This window comes from Xanthomonas floridensis (assembly GCF_001642575.1).
GTDB classification, from domain to species: domain Bacteria; phylum Pseudomonadota; class Gammaproteobacteria; order Xanthomonadales; family Xanthomonadaceae; genus Xanthomonas; species Xanthomonas floridensis.
Window position 1 is genome coordinate 55,519 of sequence record NZ_LXNG01000005.1, and the last position, 16,190, is coordinate 71,708.

At 68.1% G+C, this 16,190-nt stretch carries 9 protein-coding genes; 8 read left to right on the forward strand and 1 reads right to left on the reverse strand.

Annotated elements, in window-relative coordinates:
- The first annotated feature begins 274 nt into the window (after positions 1-274).
- Positions 275-595 carry a hypothetical protein gene (locus tag A7D17_RS03715; RefSeq protein ID WP_064507866.1) on the forward strand — a complete coding sequence of 107 codons (321 nt, stop codon included), beginning with the start codon at positions 275-277 and terminating at the stop codon, positions 593-595.
- Positions 596-838: 243 nt separating this feature from the next.
- Here A7D17_RS03715 and A7D17_RS03720 read toward each other — a convergent pair whose 3' ends face one another.
- Entirely contained in the window at positions 839-2,692 is a 1,854-nt protein-coding gene (locus tag A7D17_RS03720; protein ID WP_064507867.1) for an Svx/AvrXca family virulence/avirulence protein, read from the reverse strand.
- 558 nt (positions 2,693-3,250) lie between these two features.
- Between A7D17_RS03720 and A7D17_RS03725 the strand changes: the two genes are divergently transcribed.
- The 7 genes from A7D17_RS03725 to A7D17_RS03755 all read left to right on the forward strand — a co-directional run bounded on the left by A7D17_RS03725 (position 3,251) and on the right by A7D17_RS03755 (position 15,766).
- Entirely contained in the window at positions 3,251-4,561 is a 1,311-nt protein-coding gene (locus A7D17_RS03725; protein ID WP_064507925.1) for an MFS transporter, read from the forward strand.
- A 34-nt stretch (positions 4,562-4,595) separates the two neighbouring features.
- Entirely contained in the window at positions 4,596-5,762 is a 1,167-nt protein-coding gene (locus A7D17_RS03730) for a glycerate kinase (protein ID WP_064507868.1), read from the forward strand.
- Between the two features lie 51 nt (positions 5,763-5,813).
- Complete coding sequence (locus A7D17_RS03735; RefSeq protein WP_064507869.1) at positions 5,814-6,986, forward strand: sugar diacid recognition domain-containing protein; 1,173 nt, start codon at positions 5,814-5,816, stop codon at positions 6,984-6,986.
- Between the two features lie 69 nt (positions 6,987-7,055).
- Positions 7,056-8,873 (forward strand): sensor domain-containing diguanylate cyclase, encoded by a 1,818-nt coding sequence (locus tag A7D17_RS03740; protein WP_082861705.1) that lies wholly within the window; start codon positions 7,056-7,058, stop codon positions 8,871-8,873.
- A 137-nt stretch (positions 8,874-9,010) separates the two neighbouring features.
- On the forward strand, positions 9,011-9,400 hold the full coding sequence (locus A7D17_RS03745; protein ID WP_064507871.1) for a DUF2628 domain-containing protein: 390 nt from the start codon (positions 9,011-9,013) through the stop codon (positions 9,398-9,400).
- 588 nt (positions 9,401-9,988) lie between these two features.
- Positions 9,989-12,919, forward strand: coding sequence for a TonB-dependent receptor plug domain-containing protein (locus A7D17_RS03750; protein WP_064507872.1), 2,931 nt, complete (start codon positions 9,989-9,991; stop codon positions 12,917-12,919).
- 369 nt (positions 12,920-13,288) lie between these two features.
- Positions 13,289-15,766, forward strand: a complete 2,478-nt coding sequence (locus A7D17_RS03755; RefSeq protein WP_064507873.1) for a GH92 family glycosyl hydrolase — start codon at positions 13,289-13,291, stop codon at positions 15,764-15,766.
- Positions 15,767-16,190: the final 424 nt, after the last annotated feature.

A 16,190-nucleotide genomic window follows, 5' to 3' on the forward strand; every position in this document is an offset into this window, starting at 1 on the left:
CCCGCTGCGTGCTTGTGCAGGTCAAAGGGCATTGCAGGCGTGGCCGGCACGATGACGCCACACGTGGCGACGCCGGCTGTCGGCAAGCGGTGCAGGGCGGGCACTGGCAAGTAGCTGCCGCATCGCCTGGCGTGCGAGGGTGCATGCAGCACAGATGACGCGATGCGACCTTCGTCATCGTGCGACAGGCGTAACCCGTGCGCGACGGCAATGGTGGATCGCAGCGCGCTGCAGCCGGGATTCAAGCTAGACATTTACTGGGGAGCGGCAGCCGATGAGGTCCACCGACGAAGACGAACGCAAGGCGCTGCGCCGGTTGCTGCGCGAGATCGAGCGGCCCAATGCCAGCCTGCTGGCCAGCAACTGGCCGGTGTTCGGCGTGTGGCTGCTGTTTTCCGGTGCCTTCATGTACCTGTTCCAGACTGGCGACGGTTCGCCGCTGCACCCGTTGCTGCTGGCGCTGGGCTCGACCTGTCTGGGCGTGTTCGGTGCGTGGATCGTGTTCCGCTCGGTGTGGGCGCGGCAATGGCCGCATGTGCGCGAGCACATCGATGTGGACAGCGTGCGTGCGCGGCTGGCAGAGCTGGACGATTGAGCAGGCGGTGAACGCGCAGCACGCGCCCACCAGCCGGCCGGGCGAGCGGTGATCTCCGGCACCGCCTGGCGCAGATCCGCACCGAACCAGGGCTTGAGCATCGTCCCCGAATCGACCAAGCCGTAGAACACGCCTTGCACAGGCGAGGCGCCCTGCTGCTCGATGTCGCCGCGCAGCTGTGCGGTTTCGCCCACGTCGATCGCGCCGAACGCGCCCGGGCCCATGAATACGGTAGTGGCCTGCTCACCAACCGGCAGGACGTGCGGTGATTTCCGGCACCGCCTGGCGCAGGTCCGCACCGAATTCGGGATTGCGCATGGTCGCTTCATCGGCGTAGCCGTAGAACACGCCCTGGCTGGGCGTGGTGCCTTCGCGCAATTCCAGATCGCCGCGCACCTGGGTGGTACCGGCGATGCTGACCGTGCCGAATGCGCCCGGGCCCATGAACACGGTATTGGCCTGGGCGTTGGCGCCGATGGTGGCGCCCGGATGCCACACGGTCAGCCCGCCGACCACGGCGTTGCCCTGCACGGTGCCGCCCATCACCGTGGCATGGCCGTCGATGCGTGCATTGCCCAGCACGCTGCCGGCCAGTACCCGTGCAAATGGGCCCACGTAGGCGGTGGAAGCGACATTGGCGGTATTGGCAACCCAGCCGCCGCCATTGGCGTGGCGGCGGCCCACCGGGGTTGGCGTGGGCGCGTTGGGCTGGCTGCCGGCCGGGGCGGCATTGGTCAGCGTCACGCTCCACGGGTAGCGGTAGATGGCGTAGTACGACTGGTCCCACTTGATCTTCTGCATGGTGCTGGGCGCACCCATCACCATCAGGTACACCGCGCGGTCGCCACTGCGCAGGGCAACGCTGAGGCTGGCCTTGGCGCCACGCTGCAGCGTGCTGTAACGCGCCTTGCCGGCACTGTCGATGGTCACCACGCCCCAGCGCCAGTCCGAATCCGGCAGCGGGATGCTGGGCGGGTCGGTGGCCAGGCCGGGCAGGGTGGTGACCGCCGGGGCGCTTTGCACCTGGCCTTCGAACGCGACCTGCAGGCTGCTGGCGCCGCTGGCCGGAATCAGCTGCACCAGGTTGTAGCCCCAGCGCTGTGGCGCCCACTCGAACGGCACGCGATAGCGATTGGCCTGGCCGGCTACCGGATCGAGCACGGTCATGCGCAACGCGCGGTCGCGGTTGTCCCAGTCCTGTGGACGCTGCGGATTGAACGCCAGGTTGCTGCCATAGCGGGCGCGGTACAGCGCACCCTGGTCGCTGCCATCGGGGTTGGTGTAGTCCCAGTTGACGTTGCGCATGGCCCAGTCGCCGAACACATCGTTCATCTGCGACTGGCTCCAGCCCATGTTGGCCTTGATCACCGAAAATGGATCGGCGGTGCGCTGGCCGGCGTCGCCGGGCTTGGGCGCCTTGGCCCACAGGTCGTTGATGATGGCGTAGCCGAAGCGGTTCTTCAGGTACTCCATGAATTGCCAGTTGCAGTAGCGATCGCGGGTGGAGCCCAGATACACGTGCGGGTAGTTCACCAGCATGCTCGAGCAATGCACATCGCTGGCATGGAATTCCGGCAGCTGGTGGGTCATCCAGTTGGCGTGCGATTCCCAGATCCAGCCGCTGTAGTCGGAGTCGCGCATGCCCTGGGTCTGGCCCTGCAAGGCGTGGGTGAGCTCGTGCGCCAGCCCCCAGTGGTCGCGCAGGCCACCCGGTGCCATCCACATGCCCATGCCGCCGCTGCCGGTGACGCCGCCGCTCAAGCCGAAGCTCGGATCCAGGTGCAGGCTGGCCTTGTACTTGGTGGCGCTGGTGCAGGACGGCTCGGGGAACTGCAGACGGTTGATGAAGGTGTCCCAGACCATTTCCAGATGCTCGCCGGCGGCGCGCACGTCGGCGCTGGCCACGCCGTCGCCATTCCAGCGGAACGCAAAATGCGCGGTTTCGTAGCGCACCGGTGGCATGCCGGCTTCGTTGGTGCGGGCGACCCAGCTGCCGGCGGTGCAGGCTGCGCTGGCGGTGGAGACCGCGCCCAGGCCGGCAGCGATCAGGGCAAGACTCAACAAGCGCCGGGGCAGCGCGCGCGATGCGATGGACATGGGGGTTCTCGTGGAAAGGTGAGGTGCACACGCCCGCAACGCCTGCAAACCGCGCAGCGCTGTTGAGCTCGGGAGGGGGAATGCCGGCCGCTGGATGCGGCGGCCGCGCAAGTGTGCGCAGCGGCGGCGGCGGCGCAATTGATCCGGATATGTATTTTTCAGAACTGCAACGAACTAGGCGCTCGCGATGTGGCGCGGGTTGGACTTGTGCGTGTGCTGGGTGGTGGCCGCGAGCGATTGGGCGATCGCCGGGCGAGGCGTGAGGCGCCAGCTCGTTCGCGTCGGTACGCTCCTGGCCGGTCGCCGGTCGCCGGTCGCCGGTCGCCGGCCACGGGCGGCTGGCGTGGCAATGCGCGTGCGTCGTTGCGCCGGGCCCGACCTGGCGGCCATGGCGGCCAGGTTGGGTGTTTGCACAAAAAGCGGCAGATGTCGGCCCCCCAATGCCGCCGCTCTGCCGAAGATTTCAGGAAAAAGCGCCAACTAGAATGCGTCGACCCCCCTATGGTGCGGACGCTGCGGCGCCTGGCACCTGAGGCCCACCGCCCCCTGGAGCATGCGATGACCCCAGCCTCCCGGCCCCTGCCGACCCCCGACGGCATGGACTCCACCTACCGCAAGATCCTGTGGCGGCTGATCCCGTTCCTGTTCGTCTGCTACCTGTTCAATTACCTGGACCGGGTCAACGTGGGATTTGCCAAGCTGCAGATGCTGGGCGATCTGGGCATGAGCGAGACGGTCTACGGGCTGGGTGCCGGCATCTTCTTCATCGGCTACCTGGCCTGCGGGGTGCCCAGCAACCTGATCCTGCAGCGCATCGGTGCGCGCCGTTGGGTGGCGATCATGATGGTCAGCTGGGGCCTGCTCTCGACCTGCCTGCTGTTCGTGCGCACCCCGGCCGGCTTCTACACGCTGCGCCTGCTCACCGGTGCAGCCGAGGCGGGCTTCTTTCCCGGCATCGTGCTGTACCTGACGCGCTGGTTCCCGCGCGCCCGGCATGGCCGGGTCATGACCGTGTTCATGTCGGCCATCCCCATTTCCGGCGTGCTGGGCGGGCCATTGTCGGGCTGGATCCTGAGCCATTTCTCGTCCGGGCAGGGCGGGCTGGCCGGCTGGCAGTGGATGTTCCTGCTGCAGGGCCTGCCCACCGTGTTGCTGGGCATCGGGGTGTGGTTCCTGCTCAGCGACGGCGTGCAGCAGGCCGGCTGGCTGGACCCGCAGGAGAAACAGGCACTGACCCGCGCGCTGGACGAGGACGAGGCGCGCAAGCCGGCCGGCGCCTCCACTTCGCTGGGCGCGGTGCTGCGCAATCCGGCGGTGTGGCTGCTGGGCACGGTGTACTTCTGCATCCAGAGCGGGGTGTATGCGATCAACTTCTGGCTGCCGTCGATCATCCAGGGCAGCGGCGTCACCGATCCCACCCGGATCGGGCTGATGAGCGCCATCCCGTACCTGGCCGCGGCGGTGTTCATGGTGCTGATGGGGCGCTCGGCCGATCGCCGCGGCGAACGCCGCTGGCACCTGGTCATCCCGCTGCTGATGGGCGCCGCCGGCCTGTGCCTGGCCGCCAGCCTCACAGATCACCTGTGGCTGGCGTTGCTGGGCATGACCCTGGCCACCATGGGCGCGGTCAGCGGGCTACCGCTGTTCTGGCCGCTGACCAACGGCTTTCTGACCGCTGCTGCCGCCGCCGGCGGGCTGGCGCTGATCAATTCCACCGGGCAGGTGGCCGGGTTCGTCAGCCCGTATCTGGTGGGCTGGATCAAGGACGCCACCCACAGCACCGAGCTGGCCCTGTACGTGCTGGCTGGCGCGATGGCGCTGGGCGCGGCCCTGGTGCTGCGCGTGCCGGCACGGGCGGTGAACCAGTGATGCGCCCACGGCCTGTTCCCCAGCGAGGACCTGCATGAAGATCGTGATCGCCCCGGATTCCTACAAGGAAAGCCTGTCCGCGCTGGAGGTGGCCACCCAGATCGAGGCCGGCTTCCGCGAGGTGTTTCCCGATTGGCGCTACACCAAGGTGCCGGTGGCCGATGGCGGCGAAGGCACGGTCGAGGCCCTGGTCGCCGCCACCGGCGGGCGGGTGATCGACTGCACGGTCAGCGGCCCGCTCGGCACCCCGGTGCAGGCGTTCTTCGGCCTGACCGGCGACGGCCGCACCGCGGTGATCGAGATGGCCGCCGCCAGCGGCCTGGCCCTGGTGCCGGTGGCCGAGCGCGACCCGCTGCGCACCAGCACCGCTGGCGTGGGCGAGCTGATCGTGGCCGCGCTGGATGCCGGTGCGCGGCGTTTCGTCATCGGCATCGGCGGCAGCGCCACCAACGACGGCGGCGCCGGCATGGCGCAGGCGCTGGGTGCGCGTTTGCTGGATGCGCATGGCATGCCGCTCCACGCAGGCGGCGCGGCGCTGGCGGCGCTGGCGCGGATCGAGACCGACGGCCTGGACCGGCGGCTGCAGGACTGCCACATCGAAGTGGCCTGCGACGTGGACAACCCGCTGATCGGCCCCACCGGCGCCTCGGCGGTGTTCGGGCCGCAGAAGGGCGCCACCGCGGACACGGTGCGCCAGCTCGATGCCAACCTGCAGCACTACGCCGACCTGCTGGAGCGCGACCTCGGCCTGCGCCTGCATGGCCTGCCCGGCGGCGGCGCGGCCGGTGGGCTGGGTGCGGGGCTGGTGGCCTTCCTGGGCGCGCAGCTGCGGCCCGGGGTAGAGATCGTGGCGCAGGCGCTGGGCCTGGAGGCACGCATCGCCCAGGCCGATCTGGTGATCACCGGCGAAGGCCGGCTGGACAGCCAGAGCCTGCACGGCAAGACCCCGGTGGGCGTGGCGCAGCTGGCGCAGCGGCATGCCAAACCGGTGATCGCCATCGCTGGCTGCCTGGGCACTGGCGCCGGGCTGCTGCATGGCCATGGCATCGATGCGATGTTCGCGGTAGTGCACCGTGCCTGCACGCTGGAGCAGGCGCTGGCCGAGGCGGCCGGCAATGTGCGCATCGCCGCGCGCAACGTGGCGGCCGCGCTGCAGGTGGGCCGGGCACTGGCGGCGCCGGCCGTTGCCAGCACGCCTTAGATGAGCGCCACCCCAGGCCTGCGCGTGCCGGCTTTCCCCTAGCATAGGCCGATGCTCACGCTCGACCGCACCCTGGCGCAGTCCATCGTCGACCGCTCGATGACCATCATCGACGGCAACGTCAACGTGATGGACCACACCGGGGTGATCGTGGCCAGCGGCGATCCGGCGCGCATCGGCCAGTTGCACGAAGGTGCCTTGCTGGTGCTGTCGCGACAGGGCCGGGTGGAGATCGACAGCGCGCTGGCGCAGCAGCTGGACGCGGTGCGCCCGGGGGTCAACCTGCCGCTGATCGTCGACGGCCGTGTGCTCGGCTGCGTAGGCCTGACCGGCGACCCGCAACGGATCGGCCAGCAGGCCGAGCTGGTGCGCATGGCGGCCGAGGCCATGCTGGAACAGGCCGGCCTGCTGCGCCTGCTGGCCCGCGATGCGCGCCTGCGCGAAGAGGTCACCCTTGGCCTGGTGCGTGCCGACGGCCCCATGCCAGCACTGGCCGGCTGGGCCGAGCGGCTGGGCATCGCGCTGGACCTGCCGCGCGTGGCCGCGGTCATCGAGGTGGAAAGCGACACCCTGGACCTGGACGCCATGCTGGTGGAGCTGCAGCGCCTGCACACCCTGTTGTCCACGCCCGAGCGCGGCAACCTGATCGCGGCCACCGCGCTCAACGAACTGGTGGTGCTCAAGCCGGCGCTGGACCGCCGCGGCCACTGGGACGTGGATGAACAACGCCGCCGCGCGCATACCTTGCTGGAACGCATGCGCGCCAGCAGCCCGCTGCGCATCCGCCTGGCGCTGGGCCAGTACGTCCCGCAGCCCAATGGACTGGCACTGTCGCACCGGATCGCGCGCACCACCATGCGCATCGGCAAGGCCCGCCACCCGCAGGCCGACGCGTTCTTCTACGACGATTACCGGTTGCCGGTGCTGGTGGACGACCTGCGCCAGGCCTGGCAGGCCGACGAGTTGCGCAAGCCGCTGCAGGCCTTGCTGGCGCAGGAGCGCCGCGGCCAGCTGCTGGCGACCCTGGCCACCTGGTTCGACTGCGGCATGCGCATGGCACCCACCGCTCAGGCGCTGGGCATCCACCGCAACACGTTGGATTACCGCATGCAGCGCATCCAGGACCTGTGCGCGGTAGACCTGGGCCGCACCGAAGACTGCATGCGGCTATACCTGGCGCTGCAGATGCGCGATGAGCCGCGCACACCTGGCACACCGGCGTGAGCACGGCCGCCCACCGCGCGTGGCGGCGTACGGCCGCCGGGCCATGCAAGCTGCGCGGTGGCGCACGCAATGCACCGGCGGCGTCCCCGGCCGGCTCGGCTAGACTGCGCCGATGACTTTCGCCGAGCGATCCTTCCGTTGAATCCGCGCGACGCCGTACCGTCCATCCCGCCTGGCGAAGCCGAGCGCCTGGCCCGCCTGGCGTTGTTGCAGGTACTCGATACGGCGGCCGAACCGTTCTTCGATGCGCTGGCCGCCACCGCGCAGGCCATTGCCGGCACGCCGATCGCACTGGTGTCGCTGGTGGACGAACAACGGCAGTGGTGGAAGGCCAATATCGGCTTGCCGGGCGCGTCAGAAACCCCGCGCGAGCTGGCGTTCTGCGCCCATGCCATCCAGGGCGATGCGGTGATGGAGGTGCCCGATGCACCGGCCGACCCACGCTTCAGTCACAACGCCCTGGTCACCGATGCGCCCGGCATTCGCTATTACGCCGGCGCTCCGATCGTGCTGTCCGATGGTCTGCGCATGGGAACGGTGTGCGTGATCGACAAGCGCCCACGGCAGTTGCAGCCGGCCCAGCTGGAGGCCCTGCAGCACCTGGCCAGGGTGGCTGCCGAAGGGCTGGAGCAGCGCCGCGAGATGCTCGAGCGCGCCGACACCAATGCCCGGCTCCAGCAACGGCTGCGCGAGAGCGAGGCGTTCCTGGAACGCACCGGGCGGGTGGCCGGCGTGGGCGGCTGGGAAGTGGATGTCGGCACCGGCACGCTGATCTGGTCGGACGAGACCTGCCGGATGCACGACCTGCCACCGGGCTACCAGCCCACCCTTGGCGAAGCCATTGCCTTCTATCCGCTGGAAGCGCGCGCGGTGGTCACCGAGGCGGTGGACACCTGCGTCAACGAGGGCATTCCCTGGGACCTGGAGCTGCCGCTGATCAGCAGCACCGGCCGCCACCTGTGGGTGCACAGCACCGGCGCGGTGGAACATGTGGATGGCCGCATGCGCCTGATCGGTGCGATTCAGGACGTCACCGACCGCCACCGTGCGGTGGATGCGCTGGCCGCCAGCGAACGCAAGTTCCGCAAGATGTTCCAGTACAGCCTGGGCCTGATCTGCACCCACGACATGGATGGCCAGCTGGTCAGCGTGAACCCGGCGGCAGCACGCTCGCTGGGCCGCAGCGTGGAGGAGATGGAGGGCCGCTCGCTGTTCGAGCTGATCCGCCCGGAGCGGCATGGCGGCCTGCGCGGCTATCTCTCGCGCATGGTGCTCGATGGCCAGGATTCGGGGGTGATCGAGCTGGTGGCCCGCGATGGCAGCCTGCGCCACTGGAAATACCACAACGTGCTCGACGTGGAGGCCGACGCCACCATGGTGCTGGCGCATGCCCAGGACATCACCAACCAGTACCAGCAGGAAAAACAGCTGCTGGAATGGTCGTTCACCGACCCGCTGACCAATTGCTTCAACCGCCGCTTCCTGAACGACCTGGACAAGCGCGACGCCAACGTGCGCTGGGGCTGCGTGGTGGTGGATCTGGACAAGTTCAAACTGGTCAACGACACCTATGGCCACCAGCGCGGTGATGAGGTGCTGGTGCAGATGGCCTGGTTCCTCAACGACCCACTGCGTCGCCAGGACCACCTGGTGCGGCTGGGCGGCGACGAATTCCTGGTGCTGCTGCACGAGGCCAGCGAGCCGCAGCTGGAGGCGCTGGTGGGCACCTACCTCGCGGCCAGCGATGAGGCGCCGATCCTGTTCACCCTGGGCACCGCCTTGCGCCAGCCGGGCGAAGCACTGACCGCGGTGGTCGACCGGGCCGACCATTCGCTCTACGCGACCCGGCGCGCGCGGCGCGGCACAGGTGTCAACGACCAGCGCTAGCGTTGGTCGATTCCTACTCCAATCCGGCGCGGGCCTGGCGTCATCCGGCCACACATCTGCTGTGACCCTGTCCACGGAACGTGCGCCTGAATGCGCTGTCGCCTAACATGTAACCGTTTACAACTACATGGATTGGAATGGACACCTTCGACCGCACCCAACTCAGCCCCAATTGGCAGTTTCGTTTCGCCTTCTTCGATCGCCACGGCGGCCCAAAGGATCCGGCCTACAAGGAAGCGCTGAAGACCCTGCCGTTCGGCGAGAAGCTCGAGGTGGGCATGAACTTCTACGCGCTGTTCTTCGGCTTCATCTACTTCTTCATCCTGGGCCTGTGGCGCAAGGCATTGGGCCTGATCGGCATCGGCCTGGTGGTTGGCATCATTGCCTCGTTCCTGCCGGGATCGTTCGGCAACGCGCTGAGTATTCCGCTGGCCTTGCTGGCCGGGATGAGCGCCAACTACGCCTATTACCTGGACAAGGTAAAGGGCAGCACCAGCTTCAATCCGTTCGAAGGCATGCGCTGGTAAGTCACGGCCGCCAGGCGGCGGACCCTCCCACCGCCGCCCTGCAGCCAGGCCCGGTCCGACGACCGGGCTTTTTTATGGGCGGCCGATGGACGGGCCGTGCCCGCCATTCCCTTCCACCGGCCTCAGCCCCTGCCGTGCGCGCGTGTCAGAAGACATCCCTGCGGCGGCGGCTGGCACCGCTCGCCGCGACTCGACCTGCGCACGCAGCATCAGCTAACTCCCTGCAGCGCCTCCGGGGGGGATCCACCGCGCCCGTCTGGCAGCAGTTGTCCCCGGCTGCCCGCAGCGAGGATCCGCCATGCATACAAGCCAGCTCATCCGTTAGTGCAGCTGACAACCGGCCTGGCTCCACAAGAATGAACCGCTCAAGGCATTGATCCAGCTGAATTTTCAATCCAAAAACATGCTTGAGACCGCCTGGATTGTTGCGACGCGGCGTGGAGCCCCGGGCGCCGATTGCTTAATCTTTGCCAACAGATGACATGGATCGCGTGGAGTTTAGATCGATCCAAATCCAGCCAATCTCCCGCAAGTGTTTGAAAAGACGTTGTCTTTCCGTCGCACCACCGCCCTCGACGAGACGCTTGAATGACCGCCTTCCGCCGTTGCCGTCCCAGCCTGTTGTCGCAGGCGCTAGTGCTCGCATCACTGTCGCCGTTGCCCGGCCTGGCCCAGCAGGCCGATCCGCAACAACTCGACGCCGTCACCGTCACCGGCTCGCGGATCAAGCGCGTGCAGGCCGAAGGCCCGGCACCGGTGCAGGTCATCGGCGCCGACGAGATCCGCGCGCAGGGCTTCACCACCGTCTACGACATGCTCGGCACCCTCAACCAAGCCATCGGCACGGTGGAGGCGGATGTCAGCTGGGGCTCGCACACCCCCAACGCCAGCCCGCTCAACCTGCGCAACCTCGGCCCCAACCGCAGCCTGCTGCTGGTCAACGGCCGACGCGTGGCCGACTACCCGCTGCCGTACAACGGCCAGAGCAACGTCTCCAACTACAGCAACATCCCGGCTGCCGCGGTGGACCGGGTGGAAGTGCTCACCGGTGGCGCCTCGGCCATCTACGGCTCGGACGCGATTGCCGGGGTGGTCAACGTGATCCTCAAGCAGGACTACAGCGGCGACCAGTTCCGCATGCGCGGCGGCACCTCTACCGAGGGCGGCCGCGATACCGCCGACGTGTCCTGGGCCGGTGGACGTACCGGCGACAATTGGAGCGTGACCTACGCGCTGCAGTACATCAGCCGCGACCCGTTGTTCGGCCGCGACCGCCCGCAGATGGACGACGCCAGCGACGCGCCCTACAGCGCCTGGACCACCGAGCAGCGCCGGGTCGGCTTTCGTCCCAGCAGCGGCATCGCGCTGATCGACAACGCCAGCGGCACCCGCCAGGCCCCGCCGCCGGGCGCCTGCGACCAGTTCGGCGGCGAGTACTACCTGGCCGACCGGCTGCTCTACAACCGCAATACCGGCGTCACCACCAACACCGGCCAGCTGTGCGGTCTGAGCGCGGACTACGGCCAATGGCTGCTGCGCAGCGGCAGCAAGGATCTGTCCGGATATCTGTACGGCACCTGGGAGTTCGGTAACGGCGTGCAGGCCTGGACCAACCTGGCGGTGTTCGACTCCCAAGCGCAGTGGGGCACCTCGCCACCGGCGGTGCAGCTGCCGGCCGGGCTGGAGTTTCCGGCGTTCTACGACGTGACCAGCGGCCAGCAGCTGATTGGCGTGCGCCAGTTCACCGCCGCCGAAGTCGGCAGCCAGGCCGGGTTGCGCAACCGCAACCGCGAGCGCTCCTGGGATATCAGCGCCGGTTTCCGCGGCACCCTGGCCGATGACCGCTTCGACTGGGAGGCCTCGCTGGGGCGCTCGTACTACCGCGTGCAGGAGCGCATCTCCACGGTGAACTGGCAACGCGCCAACGATTACTTCCTGGGCCCGCAACAGGGCACCGTGGACGGGCTGCCGGCGTATGCGCTGGACCGCGCGCGCTGGTGGGCCCCGCTCACGCCCGGCCAGTACGCGCAGATCGGTGCGCATTCGGTCAACCGCGCCGCCTCCTGGGTCAACCAGGGCGCGCTGAGTCTGAGCGGCACGCTGTTCGAAGGCTGGGCCGGCCCGATCGCATTCGCCGCAGTGGCCGAAGCCGCGCAGCAGGGCTACCGGCTCAACCCGGACCCGCGCGCCAATGTCGATTACGAGGTGCAGAACGTGGACCGCGGCGGTGGCGAGCGCACCCGCTATTCGGGCGGGCTGGAGTTCAGCGTGCCGCTGAGCAACACCCTCATCGCCACCCTGGCCGGCCGCATTGATCGCTACGGCGACTACAAGGCCTTCAGCGACGACGCCAACCTGCTGGATATCGGCACCCAGAAAGAATCCACCTGGAGCGCCGGCCTGCAGTGGCGGCCGGTCGACAGCCTGTTGCTGCGCGGCAGTTACGCCACCAGCTTCCGTGCCCCGGACATGCATTACCTGCTTGGCCAGCCCAGCTCGGCGCAGGTGCGCACGCTGGATCAATACCGTTGCATCGCCAGCGGCGCCTACCAGATCAACAACTGCACCGGCGACAACACGGCGGTGACCTACCCGTTTGCAATCAACCGCCGCGGCACCCCGGACCTGGAATCGGAGCTGGGCAACTCGTGGACGGTGGGCTTCGTGTGGGACGCGTTCGAGCATGTCTCCTTCACCGCCGACTACTGGCGCATCCACCTGGACGAGGAAATCCGCGACATCGACGAGACCACCATCCTGCGCGACGAAGCCGGCTGCCGCACCGGGCTGACCATCACCCCCGGGCAGGCCTGGTCCAACCCCGGTGGCGCCGATTACTGCGCCTCGATCCTGGCGCGCGTGCAGCGCAACGCTGCAGGGGCCATTACCGCCATCGAGCGCGGCCCGATCAACCTGGCCCAGCGCGATGTCAGCGGTATCGACCTGTCGGCGCGCTACCAGCTCACCACCGGTATCGGCGATTTCCAGCTCGGGCTCGACTACACCAACCTGCGTTCGATGCGCGAACAGACCTACCGCACCGACCCCAACCCCGAGCGACGCGACCGCGACATCCGCAGCAAGCTGCGCGGCAGCATCAACTGGCTATACGGCAACTGGAACGCCACCGTGTACGGCGACCGGGTCGGCGCGGTGCCCGGCGTACGTTCGCACTGGGGCCTGGACCGGCTGGACAACCCTGGCGGCTGCGTGCCGTTCGCCGATGGCGGCGTGCCCGACGACCGCGCCGGCTGCACCGACACCGATCCGGCCAGTCCCACCTTCGGCCAGAGCACGCGCAAGTACTACGGCCGCGTGGGCCCGGCCATCACCTGGAATGTCAATGTCGGCTACCGCATTACCCCGGCGATGAAGCTCAACCTCTACGTCAACAACGTCTTCAACAGCACCGGCTACAACCACAAGGATCCCTACAAGCTGGATTACGAGTTCTACAACAGCCGCCTGTTCAGCCCGATCGGGCGCGAGATCGCGGCAGAATACGTGTTCGATTTTTAGAGCGCGGCCAATCAAACCTCGCGCGCGATGCCAGGCCGCTACCGATGGCGCCTGAAACCGCGCCGTCCACACGGTAGCTACCGCGCCGTGTACCGGCGGCGCGCGCAATCGTTTGATTGGCTGCGCGAAGACGCCCAACCCCACGCTGCGGCGCATCGCAGCGATGGCTGCGCGCGGTGCGCCCGCCGTGGATGTACACGCGCTTGCCTGCCGATGCGAAGCGGCACTCGCCATCAGCTGACGGTGAGGGCGGTTGTGGGGTTGGTCGTTGTTCGCGCACGCTTGTCGTGCTGGTCGCCGCGCCCTGCAGCGGCCGGCATGCGTCATTCCACCTGCGACCTCGGTCGCTCTCTCCCCGAGGTGTCCTGCATGCTCCCTGTTGTTGCCTCTCATCGCGCTTGGTCACGTCTTTCATCAACGCCGCTGTGGCGCCGCGCCGCCGCCAGCCTGTGCCTGCTAGGTGTCACGCTTGCTGGCCCGTTGGCTGCGCAGGACCCGGCGCAGGTCAACACCTTCATCGGCAGCAAGGACGACGGCAATACCTTTCCCGGTGCCTCGGCCCCATTCGGCCTGATCCAGGTCAGCCCGATTGGCGCGCACTACGCCGGCTGGCGCTATGACGACCCCAGCATCCGCGGCTTCGGGCATTCGTTTTTGTCCGGGGCCGGCTGCTGGGAACAGGGCGGCCAGGTGTCGATCCTGCCGGTGACCGGCCGCATCGGCCCGGGCGGCGATTTCGACACCGGCGACGCCAAGGCCTTCGACCAGAAACGCTACGCCGCGCGTTACACCCACGAGGGCGAAGTGGGCCAGGCCGGCTACTACAAGGTGCGGCTCACCGACTACGGCGGCATCGACGCCGAAGCCAGCGCGCTCACCCGCGCCGCGGCCGAGCGCTATACCTTCGCGCCCGGCGCCGACACCGGCCATGTACTGGTCAACGTGGCCCAGGCCAACGACCGCCACGTGGTGATCGGCAGCCAGGTGCAGCTGATCGGCGACCGCGTAGTCGAAGGCAAGCTGGTCACGCAGAGTTTCTGTGGCGGCCACGAATACACCACCTGGTTCCGGCTGGAGTTCGACCGCCCGTTTACGGCGCACGGCATCTGGGGCGAAGACGGCGGCGTACCCGGTGCGCGCCACGGCATGGGCGGCGAACTCAAGCCCAACGGCGCCTGGCTCAGCTTCCCGTTGGGCACCGGCAAGGACGCGCGCGCGGTGACCGTGGTCAGCGCCATTTCGCATGTGGATGCCGAAGGCGCCCGCACCAATCTGCGTGCCGATGGCATGCAGGGCGGCAAACTGCTGAGCCTGGAGCAGATGCGCCGGCGCGCGCAGCAGGTCTGGCGCACCGAACTGGCCAGCCTGCAGCTGGACGGCGGCGCCAAGGACGACCGCACAGTTGCCTACACCGCGCTGTACCACACCTTGTTGCAACCGCTCACTGGCAGCGATGCCGATGGCCGCTACCGCGGTTACGACGATGCGATCCACCGCGCCGAGGGCTGGACCTACTACGAGTATTTTTCGTTGTGGGATACCTATCGCTCGCAGAACCAGCTGCTGGCGCTGCTGCGCCCGCAGCGCGCGCGCGACATCGGCCGTTCGCTGCTGGCCATCCATCAGCAGGGCGGCTGGCTGCCGCGCTGGGGCTATGCCAACTACGACACCAACATCATGACCGGCGATCCGGTGACGCCCTTCATGGTCGACCTGTGGCGCTTCGGCGCACTGCAGGGCAACGAGGCCGAGGCCTACGCGGCGCTACGCCAGAACGCCTTCGGCCAACCGCCGATCAATTCGCGCCATTCCGGGCGCTCGGGCAACGCCAGTTATCTCGCCAATGGCTTCGTGCAATACGACCGCGCGTTTCCGTCCAAGGGCATGGACGTGGACCCGCACCACGGCGGCTCGGCCACGCTGGAATACGCGCTGGCCGATTGCGCGCTGGCGCAGATGGCCAACGCCCTGGGCCATGCCGACGACAGCACGCAGCTGCGCGCGCGTGGCGGCAACTGGCATCACGTCTGGGACGCGGACGTGCGCGATGCGGATACCGGCTTTGCCGGGTTCCCGCGTCCGCGTCTGGAAGATGGCAGCTGGTACGCGCCGTCCAACGACCAGTACAGCCCACGCTCGCAGCACGGCTTCCATGAAGGCACCGCCTGGCAATACCAGTGGCTGGTGCAGCAGGACATCCCCGGCATGCTGCAGGCCATGCATGGCAGCGAACAGGCGGGCAAACGCCTGGACACCTTCTTCGCCTACGACGACCTGCTCAAGGACCCGCTCAATGGCGCACGCACGCACTGGGTGGTTGGCCCGTACAGCTATTACAACCAGTACCGCTACAACCCCAACAACGAACCGGACCTGCACGCGCCGTGGATGTATACGCTGATCGGCCAGCCGTGGAAGACCGCCACCGTGGTGCGCGCCGCGCAGCAGTTGTTCACCAACGCGCCCAACGGCGTCACCGGCAACGACGACCTCGGCACGATGTCGGCCTGGTACTTGTTCAGCGCCCTGGGTCTGTATCCGGCGGTGCCGGGTAGCGGCGAGTTCCTGTTGCACACGCCGCGCTTCAAGCGCGCCACGCTGGAGTTGGGCAACGGCAAACGCCTGCGCATCGACGCCCCTGGCGCCGACGGACGCGCGCTGCAATACGTGCAAGGCGTGCGCTTGAACGGCACCCCGCAGAGCAAGGTCTTCCTGGATTGGGCGCAATTGCAGCAAGGCGGCACGTTGTCGTTTGCGCTCACCAAGCAGGCACCCACGCAGGGCTGGGGCACGCAGGCGGACGCACTCCCAACCTCGTTCTGCGCCACGCCTGCAACCGCGCGTTGAGCTAAAGCTCCTCTCCTGGTTGCGGGGGAGTGCGAGGGAAAGGCCTGACGTTGTCGGCGCACGTGCTCAAGCCCCTCTCCTGACCAAGGTTGGATAACACCAGGCTTCGCCCGTGCCCTCCTCCGGCGCCTCGGGCCACCTTCTCCCGATGGGAGAAGGTAGGTAGCATGAGCAGTCGTGCAGCACAGGACTGCTAGCGCCAAGACTTCCCATCGACGATTCACCCTTGAAGGCGCGTGGCGACGCGTTCGTCATCGCTGGTCATTGGTGGATATCCGAGGCGCCCCTCATCCGGCCCTTCGGGCCACCTTCTCCCAATGGGAGAAGGGAGTGGTCAGCGCGCATCCGCAAGCAGTCGTGCAGCACAGGACTGCTACCGCCAAGACCTTCCCGTCGACGATTCACCCTTGAAGGCGCGTGGCGA

Coding starts and splice junctions, on each gene's coding strand:
- A7D17_RS03715 (WP_064507866.1), top strand. CDS start 275: ATGAGGTCCACCGACGAAGACGAACGCAAGGCGCTGCGCCGGTTGCTG.
- A7D17_RS03750 (WP_064507872.1), top strand. CDS start 9,989: ATGACCGCCTTCCGCCGTTGCCGTCCCAGCCTGTTGTCGCAGGCGCTA.
- A7D17_RS03720 (WP_064507867.1), bottom strand. CDS start 2,692: ATGTCCATCGCATCGCGCGCGCTGCCCCGGCGCTTGTTGAGTCTTGCC.
- A7D17_RS03725 (WP_064507925.1), top strand. CDS start 3,251: ATGACCCCAGCCTCCCGGCCCCTGCCGACCCCCGACGGCATGGACTCC.
- A7D17_RS03730 (WP_064507868.1), top strand. CDS start 4,596: ATGAAGATCGTGATCGCCCCGGATTCCTACAAGGAAAGCCTGTCCGCG.
- A7D17_RS03755 (WP_064507873.1), top strand. CDS start 13,289: ATGCTCCCTGTTGTTGCCTCTCATCGCGCTTGGTCACGTCTTTCATCA.
- A7D17_RS03740 (WP_082861705.1), top strand. CDS start 7,056: ATGCACCGGCGGCGTCCCCGGCCGGCTCGGCTAGACTGCGCCGATGAC.
- A7D17_RS03735 (WP_064507869.1), top strand. CDS start 5,814: ATGCTCACGCTCGACCGCACCCTGGCGCAGTCCATCGTCGACCGCTCG.
- A7D17_RS03745 (WP_064507871.1), top strand. CDS start 9,011: ATGGACACCTTCGACCGCACCCAACTCAGCCCCAATTGGCAGTTTCGT.